The sequence below is a fragment of the Novosphingobium sp. genome, from assembly GCF_027489515.1.
Lineage (GTDB): Bacteria > Pseudomonadota > Alphaproteobacteria > Sphingomonadales > Sphingomonadaceae > Novosphingobium.
Map to the genome: position 1 here is coordinate 1 of NZ_JAIXZS010000113.1, position 7753 is coordinate 7753.

Annotated in this window: 8 protein-coding genes; 5 read left to right on the forward strand and 3 right to left on the reverse strand. The window is 64.3% G+C overall.

Annotated features, from left to right (window positions below):
• The 4 genes from Q0082_RS19520 to Q0082_RS19535 form a co-directional block, all read left to right on the forward strand.
• Window positions 1–789 (forward strand): NAD(P)(+) transhydrogenase (Re/Si-specific) subunit beta (locus Q0082_RS19520; RefSeq protein WP_298195274.1); only part of this gene is annotated, 789 nt, incomplete at its 5' end.
• A 26-nt stretch (window positions 790–815) separates the two neighbouring features.
• Complete coding sequence (locus Q0082_RS19525; RefSeq protein WP_298195275.1) at window positions 816–2204, forward strand: APC family permease; 1389 nt, start codon at window positions 816–818, stop codon at window positions 2202–2204.
• Window positions 2201–2530, forward strand: a complete 330-nt coding sequence (locus tag Q0082_RS19530; protein WP_298195276.1) for a hypothetical protein — start codon at window positions 2201–2203, stop codon at window positions 2528–2530. Before Q0082_RS19525 ends, Q0082_RS19530 begins: the two co-directional genes overlap by 4 nt.
• Window positions 2531–2582: 52 nt before the next feature.
• Entirely contained in the window at window positions 2583–3752 is a 1170-nt protein-coding gene (locus tag Q0082_RS19535; RefSeq protein WP_298195277.1) for a deoxyguanosinetriphosphate triphosphohydrolase, read from the forward strand.
• Window positions 3753–3758: 6 nt separating this feature from the next.
• Here Q0082_RS19535 and Q0082_RS19540 read toward each other — a convergent pair whose 3' ends face one another.
• Window positions 3759–3896 carry an Entericidin EcnA/B family protein gene (locus Q0082_RS19540; RefSeq protein WP_298195278.1) on the reverse strand — a complete coding sequence of 46 codons (138 nt, stop codon included), beginning with the start codon at window positions 3894–3896 and terminating at the stop codon, window positions 3759–3761.
• A 129-nt stretch (window positions 3897–4025) separates the two neighbouring features.
• Between Q0082_RS19540 and Q0082_RS19545 the strand changes: the two genes are divergently transcribed.
• Window positions 4026–5582 (forward strand): long-chain-fatty-acid--CoA ligase, encoded by a 1557-nt coding sequence (locus tag Q0082_RS19545; protein ID WP_298195279.1) that lies wholly within the window; start codon window positions 4026–4028, stop codon window positions 5580–5582.
• Here the strand turns inward: Q0082_RS19545 and Q0082_RS19550 are convergent.
• Together Q0082_RS19550 and Q0082_RS19555 are read right to left on the reverse strand one after the other, a co-directional pair.
• On the reverse strand, window positions 5579–6481 hold the full coding sequence (locus Q0082_RS19550; RefSeq protein WP_298195280.1) for a DMT family transporter: 903 nt from the start codon (window positions 6479–6481) through the stop codon (window positions 5579–5581). The genes Q0082_RS19545 and Q0082_RS19550 overlap by 4 nt on opposite strands.
• A 45-nt stretch (window positions 6482–6526) precedes the next feature.
• On the reverse strand, window positions 6527–7753 hold a 1227-nt coding region (locus tag Q0082_RS19555; RefSeq protein WP_298195281.1), incomplete at its 5' end, for a CpaF family protein.

Below are 7753 nucleotides of genomic sequence, written 5' to 3' on the forward strand. Positions count from 1 at the left end.
ATCATCCCGATCGGCGGCGCGGACATGCCGGTGGTCGTCTCGATGCTCAACTCGTACTCGGGCTGGGCCGCGGCGGCGATGGGCTTCACGCTCCACAACACCGCGATGATCATCACCGGTGCGCTGGTCGGCTCATCGGGTGCGATCCTCTCGTACATCATGTGCAAGGCGATGAACCGCAGCTTCATTTCGGTTATCGCGGGGGGCTTCGGCGCCGCGCCGGAGGCGGCCGCTGGCGGCGCGGCCAAGGTCCAGCGTCCGTGGAAGCGCGGTTCGGCCGAGGACGCGGCGTTCCTGATGAAGGAAGCCGAAAACGTCATCATCATCCCGGGCTACGGCATGGCGGTGGCGCAGGCCCAGCACGTCCTGCGCGAGATGGGCGACCTGCTCAAGAAGGAAGGCGTCAACGTCAAGTACGCCATCCACCCGGTTGCGGGCCGCATGCCCGGCCACATGAACGTGCTGCTCGCCGAAGCGAACGTGCCGTATGATGAAGTCTTCGAACTGGAAGACATCAACGGCGAGTTCGCGCAGGCCGACGTCGCGTTCATCATCGGCGCCAACGACGTGGTCAATCCGGCGGCAAAGACCGACAAGTCCTCGCCGATCTACGGCATGCCAGTGTTCGATGTCGACAAGGCCAAGACGGTCATGTTCATCAAGCGCTCGATGGGCGGCGTCGGCTATGCCGGCGTCGACAACGACGTGTTCTACATGGATCAGACCATGATGCTCCTCGCCGACGCCAAGAAGATGGTCGAGGATATCAACAAGGCGCTTGCCCACTAAGGGGTCAGTGCCGATAACTGATGCCCGTGGAACAAGAGGCGTCGCCGAAGAAACAGGGAAGCTTCGTCCGGGTGTTATCGCCCGGCGAAGTCTTCCTGCTGACGATATCGGCTTTGTCTCCGGTCTTCTCGGTGTTCATTGGCGGCAACGCCATTCTCCATCTGGCCGGAACCGGCGCGGCGATCGGGTTCATCGCCGGCGGTCTCATAGCGGCAACGCTCGCACTGCTGTTTGCTGAGCTTTCCGCGAGCTATCCCGGTGCGGGCGGGGTCTATCCCGCGCTCAACGCGATACTTGGGCCGCGCTGGACCTATCCCTTCGTCATCATGCGCACGGTGATCATGTTCCCGCTGCTGGCGTTCGGTGCGACCGGTGTTGGCCCCTATATCCGCCTGTTCCTGCCCTGGCTGCCGCAAGACCTTGCTGCGCCGGGCACGCTTGCCTTCGCGGCCGTCATCGCCGCCAGCCAGATCCGGCGCGGCGCCCAGGTCATCGCCGCCTTTCTCGTTGTCGAGCTGCTGGCGCTGCTCGTCCTCGTCGTTGCAGCCCTGGTGCACTTCAAAACCGCCAACCTCGGACTTGTGCTGAGCCCGGTCTACGCCGCAGGTCGTGACAGTCTGGCCGCTACTCCTGCGACCAGCATTGCGCTCGCGGTGATCGCGGGGGCTTTCATGGCCGCCGGCGCCGACTGGGCGACCTTTTTCGCCGAAGACATGCGCGATGCCAGGCGCCGCATGGGGCCGGTGGTCGCATGGACCGGGCTGTTCGCCGCACTGTGCATCGCGCTGCCCGCCGTGCTCATGATCCTTGCGATGGACGATGTGGCCGCAACCCTGTCCGCTGAAGCGCCGATGGCCCACTTCCTCGACCGGGCTACCAATCCGATCATCAGCGCACTGGTCTCGCTCGGCGTCATTGCGGCGATCCTCAACAGCGTCATTGCAATCATGATGGCACTGTCTCGCCAGCTCCACGCGATGGGCCGCGACGGCGTTTTCCTCGCTCCGATCAACCGCGTGCTGCGCATCGTCAATCCGCAAACCCGCGCCCCGACCGGTGCGCTGCTTGTCTTGCTGGTGATCGGCGGGTTTTGCACCTTCCTCGGCGAACGCCGGCTCGTGCTGCTCACCAGCGCCAATTTCTCGGAGTGCCTGCTGCTCGGCCTTGCGGTTCTTGCGGGGCGCCGCGCGGGCATGATGAGCGAGCATTTCCGCATCCGACTCCACCCGCTCGTGCCGGTGCTCGCGGTGATGCTCAGCGTCTCGATCGTTGCAGCGGGGTGGGCCGATGCGGAGACGGGAAGGGTCTCGATTGGGCTGCTTGTCGCCGTTTTCGCAACGGCTCTATTCTGGCATGAGCTGTCGCTGCGCATCGGGCGCGCGCCAGTCCGACTTACCGGGAGTGATCTCGAATGACCAGCCACTCGGCTACCATGTCAGCCTGCTGCCTTGTTCTGCTCACGGCCTGTACCCCGGCCAAGCTTGCCGAGGGGCGGGTGCGTTCAGCGCTGATGGATGCGGGCCTCTCGCAGCCCAACGCCGCCTGCATGGCCGAGCGGATGACGGATCGGCTCACGCTGGGCCAGCTGCGCAAGCTGCAGACGCTGCAGGCTCCCAAGCGCTCGATTGCCGATTACGTGACGACCGTGCGGCGGGTGGGTGATCGGGAACTGATCGAAGTCACCCTCGGTTCAGCGCTGCTCTGTGCCGCCGGTCTGGCGCCTGAACGCAAGCCGGGCTAGGGCGCCCGGGTCGCTTTCGTTCGAGGTTGTTTCCCAATATGCAGGTCAAATCGTGACGGAGCGCGCACCCTGGGCCTGCGATCCGGGACGCTCGCGCGGGCGGGAGTTCACGCTTGCGGGAGAAACCGTGCGGGGCCCGCGCAGCGTGTTCCAGCGCGACCGGGACCGGATCATCCACTCGATTGCCTTTCGCCGCCTGCGCCACAAGACGCAGGTGTTCATCGCGCCCGATGGTGATCACTACCGGGTGCGCCTCACTCACAGCCTCGAGGTCGCCCAGATCGGCCGCGTCATCGCCCGGGCGCTGGGGCTCGACGAGGATCTTACCGAAGCGCTGTGCCTCGCGCATGATATCGGCCATCCCCCGTTCGGCCATGCCGGCGAGGATGCGCTCGAAGAGGCGATGGCTGAGCACGGCGGCTTCGATCACAACGCCAACACGCTGCGCGTGCTGATGCGGCTCGAAAGTCCCTATCCGCGGCACGAGGGCCTCAACCTGACGTGGGAGCTGCTTGAGGGCCTCGCGAAGCACAATGGTCCGGTTTACCAGCCGACCTGGGCGCTCGCTGAGCTCGACGCGGCTTTCCCGCTCGATCTGGCGCAACATGCCTCACTTGAGGCGCAAGTCGCGGCGATTTCCGACGATATTGCCTACGACAACCACGACATCGATGATGGCTTGCGGGCCGGATTCCTGACGCTCGATACCTTGCTCACGCTGCCATCGCTGGAAGCCCAGTGGCGAGACATCGAGGCGCGCTTTCCCGGTGCCCCGCGCGACCGGCTGCTGCGCGAACTGGTGCGCGGACAGATCGGCCGCATGGTGAACGACGTCATCGCGGAAACGCAGCGTCGGCTGAAGGAGAGCGGAGCAGGGACGGTCGACGAGGTGCGCGCGGCGGGCCGGACGCTGGCAGGCTTCTCGCTCGCAATGGCTGCGGAAGAGCGCAGCCTGAAGGCGTTCATGTACAAGTCGCTCTACCTGCATCCCGAACAAGTCGAGACTGCGGACCGCGCCCGGGCTGTCATCGCGCGGCTCTTCAGGGCCTACCGCGCGGCGCCCGAAAACCTTCCCGAGAGCTGGCGCGAAAGCCTGCCGGCGAGCGAACCGGCGCGGAGCCGACATATCGCCGACTTCATGGCCGGAATGAGCGACAAGTATGCGATGGACGCCTATGCCAAGCTATTTGGCGAGCGACCCGAAGGGCTCAGCAACGTCTAGAGCAGGTCACTTCTTGTGAATGGCGTCCGATCCGGCCTGGCCGACGGACTGGATATCGCCGCCAAGGCCCTTCACCGTCTTGCACGCGCTCATGCCCAGCACCATGCCGGTGAGCGCGATCGAAAAAATCACCTTGCGTACCATGGGTCTTGTCCCTTTAATCGCGTGGTTAAGTCGCGGAGCGAGCCGCGGTCCGTACGCCCCCTGCCAGCGGCAAGGTGAACGCGGACTGAGCAGGCCCGAAACCGGCGGCATCAGGGTGAGGGTGACCATATGCGCGAGACGGCAGGTTTCGAGACATTCGACGCGTTCTTCCGGCACTGGGCGGAGCACAGGCCCGATGCGGTGTCACACGAACAGGATGGTCGCAAGACGACCTATGCGGAACTCGAAGTGTTCTCGCGGCGCTTTGCCGCATTTCTCGCCGCGAAAGGGGTGGTGAAGGGGGACCGCATCACCTGGATCGGCAAGAACTGCGATCTCTATTTCCAGATGCTCCTCACCTGCGGGCGCATCGGCGTGGTGATGGTGCCGATCGGGTGGCGGCTCGCCCCTGCGGAGATGGCCTATATCCTTGAGGATACGCGCGCAAATCTCGTGTTTGCCGGCGAGGGGTTCGAGGCTGTCTCGCATGAACTTGCGGCCGCGGCTCCCCAGAACCCGGGAGTGGTCGAGGAAGGCGAAGCGCGCGCCGCGATCGCTGCCTGTCCCGCTGATCCCATCGTTTCGGCAGAACCGGATGCGGCATTCCTCCAGCTCTATACGTCCGGCACCACTGGCAAGCCCAAGGGTGCCGTGCTCTGCCAGCGCAATTTCATGGGTCTGCGCGGGCCTGCGCTCGAGGCGGAACTACCCTGGGCGCAGTGGACGCCGGATGATGCCATTCTGGTTTGCATGCCCTGCGCGCATATCGGCGGAACGGGTTTGGGCACCATGGCATTCTGCGGCGGCGCGCGAGCGATCGTGCAGGCCGAGTTTACCGCTGAGGGTGCGCTCAAGGCTATCGGGCAGGGGATCACCCGGTTCTTCATCGTGCCCGCCGCGCTGCAGATGCTGATCCAGCATCCCAAAGCCAGTGAAACCGATTTCACCCGCCTCAAGTACGTGATGTACGGCGCCGCCCCGATTCCGCTCGAACTGCTGCGCCAGGCGGTAACCACGATCCCCAATGCCGATTTCATCCAGATGTACGGCATGACCGAGACGACCGGAACCATCGCGGTGCTGCCGCCAGGGGACCATGATCTGGCTGGCAATGAACGGATGCGATCGGCGGGCAAAGCCTGCCCGGGGGTGGAGATCCGCATCACCGATGCCGCCGGCAACGAAGTGCCCCGCCGCACCGTGGGCGAGATCCAGATCCGCTCGCCTGCCAACATGCTGCATTACTGGCAGCTGCCTGAAGCGACCGCGAAGACGATGACCGCCGATGGCTGGATCTGCACCGGCGATGCAGCCTACATGGATGAGGACGGCTACATCTTCATCCAGGACCGCATCAAGGACATGATCATCTCGGGCGGCGAGAACGTCTATCCGGCTGAGGTCGAAAGCGCGATCTATGGCCACCCGCAGGTCGCGGAAGTCGCGGTGATCGGCGTGCCTGATGCGCGCTGGGGCGAGGCGGTCAAGGCCTGCGTCGTCCCGCGCGAGGGCTGCGAGGTCGATGAGGCGAGCGTGATCGCCTGGGCGCGCGAACGCATCGCCGGGTTCAAGGTGCCCAAGTCTGTCGACGTGATCCCCGCGCTGCCGCGCAACCCTTCAGGCAAGATCCTTCGCCGCAACCTGCGTGAGCCTTACTGGGAAGGCATGGATCGGCAGGTCAACTAGGCGGCGGGCGAACGTTCCCCGGAACGACTGCCGCGTACCTGTTCGCGCCAAGCGATGATGAGCCCGGCGGCAATGATCGCCGGTGCGCCGATCCATGTCTGCGCGCCGGGCACGTTGCTGAAGAACAGCCAGCCCCACAGCATTGCCCAGCCGAACTGCGAGTAGTCCATCACGATCACGCTGGCGACGCTGCCGTAACGCAGCGCCGCGGTCATCAGCAGTTGCGCAGCGAGGCCGGTGACGCCGATTCCGGCCAGCATGGCCCAGCCTGCAAGATCATGGTGCGGAACACCGATGCGCAAGAAGACCAGTGCAAATGCCGGTGTGCAGAATGCGGAAAACCAGAACACCACGCTTACCGGCTCTTCGGTGCGACCAAGGTCGCGCAGCTGGATCGAGATCAGCGCGACCATGAACGCGGCACCGATGCCGGTCGCAAGGCCGATCAGCGGAATGTGCGCACGGTCCGGCCCGGCAATGATCACCACTCCGGCCAGCCCTAGAATGACCGCCGTCCACCGCCACGGGCCGACTTTCTCTCCGAGCAGCACCACCGCGAGCAGAACCGCGAAGATGGGGGAGGTGAAGCCGAGCACGGTCGCTTCCGCGAGCGGAATGATCTGCACAACACCGAGAGTAAGAAACATGCCCAAGCCGCCGATCAGCGCGCGGCGGGCATGTATCCACGGGCGCTTGGTGGCCAGACGGCCGATCTCCCCGCGCGCCGCGAGCCAGCCGAAAAGCGCAATCCCGGGCAGGAACTGGCGCCAGAACAGCGTTTCGGGCAGCCAGATGCCGCGCTCGCCGGACAGTTTGACCAGCAGCAGCATGACCGAAATCGCCACCATGGCCAGTAGGCGCAGGGCGAGCGCATAGATCGGGCGTTGCGTTGGCGGCATGTCCCCCGCCCATAAGGCAGGGACCACGCGGATCAAGCAATTAGGTTAGAGGCAAGCTTCGAGGTAGGCCTGGTCGAAACCGAACATGCGCGCTTTTTCGAGCGTATAGGGGCGCAGGCCCGAGGGGCGGAATTCACCGATGATCTTGCCGTCCTCGTTCTCGTCGAGATACTCGAACTTGAACAATTCCTGCGTCACGATCACATCGCCTTCCATCCCGATCACTTCGGTGATGTTGGTGGTGCGGCGCGAACCATCGCGAAGTCGCTTTACCTGCACGATGAGATCGACCGATTCGGCAATCTGGCGGCTGATGGCTTCCTTGGGGATCTTGATGTCGCCCATCAGGATCATGTTTTCCATACGGCCGAGGCATTCGCGCGGGCTGTTGGCGTGGAGCGTACACATCGAACCGTCGTGACCGGTGTTCATCGCCGCGAGGAGGTCGAAACACTCCGCGCCGCGAATTTCGCCCAGGATGATGCGGTCAGGACGCATACGCAGGGCGTTCTTCACAAGGTCGCCGATCGTGATCGCGCCCTGGCCTTCAAGGTTCGGCGGACGGGTTTCGAGCGGCAGCCAGTGCGGCTGCTGCAGACGAAGTTCGGCCGCGTCTTCGATGGTCAGCACGCGCTCGCCCGGGTCGATCATCTTCGACAGGGCGTTGAGCATGGTCGTCTTACCCGAACCCGTACCCCCCGAGATGACGATGTTCATGCGGCACGCGCCAGCGATTTTCAGGGCAGTCGCCATCTTGTCCGACATCGACCCGAAGTCGCGCAGCATGTCGATGGTGATCGGCTTTTCGGAGAACTTACGAATCGAGATCGCAGTGCCACGCAGCGAAAGCGGCGGCACGATCACGTTCACACGTGAGCCGTCCTTGAGACGGGCGTCTGCGAGCGGCGTGGTCTGGTCGACGCGGCGGCCGACCTGGTTCACGATGCGCTGGGCGATCTGGAACAGGTGTTGCTCGTCGCGAAAGCGGATCGGGGCGAGCTGGAGTTTGCCCTTCTTTTCGATGTAGGTCTGATCCGGCCCGTTGACCATGATATCGGACACGTCCGGATCGTTCAGCAGCTCTTCGAGCGGGCCGAAGCCGAGCAATTCGTCGATCAGCACCTTTTCCAGCGCGAATTGTTCGCGCCGGTTTAGGGTGACCTTCAGCTCGGCCAGCACTTCCATGATGATCGGGCGGAATTCCTCGGAGAGCTCCTCCTTGGAGAGCGTCGCCGCCGCTTCGGGGTCGACACGCTCGAGCAGGCGCGGGAG

Excerpts from the sequence above, each read along its gene's own strand:
- Q0082_RS19530 (WP_298195276.1), top strand. The coding sequence starts at position 2,201 with ATGACCAGCCACTCGGCTACCATGTCAGCCTGCTGCCTTGTTCTGCTC.
- Q0082_RS19540 (WP_298195278.1), bottom strand. The coding sequence starts at position 3,896 with ATGGTACGCAAGGTGATTTTTTCGATCGCGCTCACCGGCATGGTGCTG.
- Q0082_RS19545 (WP_298195279.1), top strand. The coding sequence starts at position 4,026 with ATGCGCGAGACGGCAGGTTTCGAGACATTCGACGCGTTCTTCCGGCAC.
- Q0082_RS19550 (WP_298195280.1), bottom strand. The coding sequence starts at position 6,481 with ATGCCGCCAACGCAACGCCCGATCTATGCGCTCGCCCTGCGCCTACTG.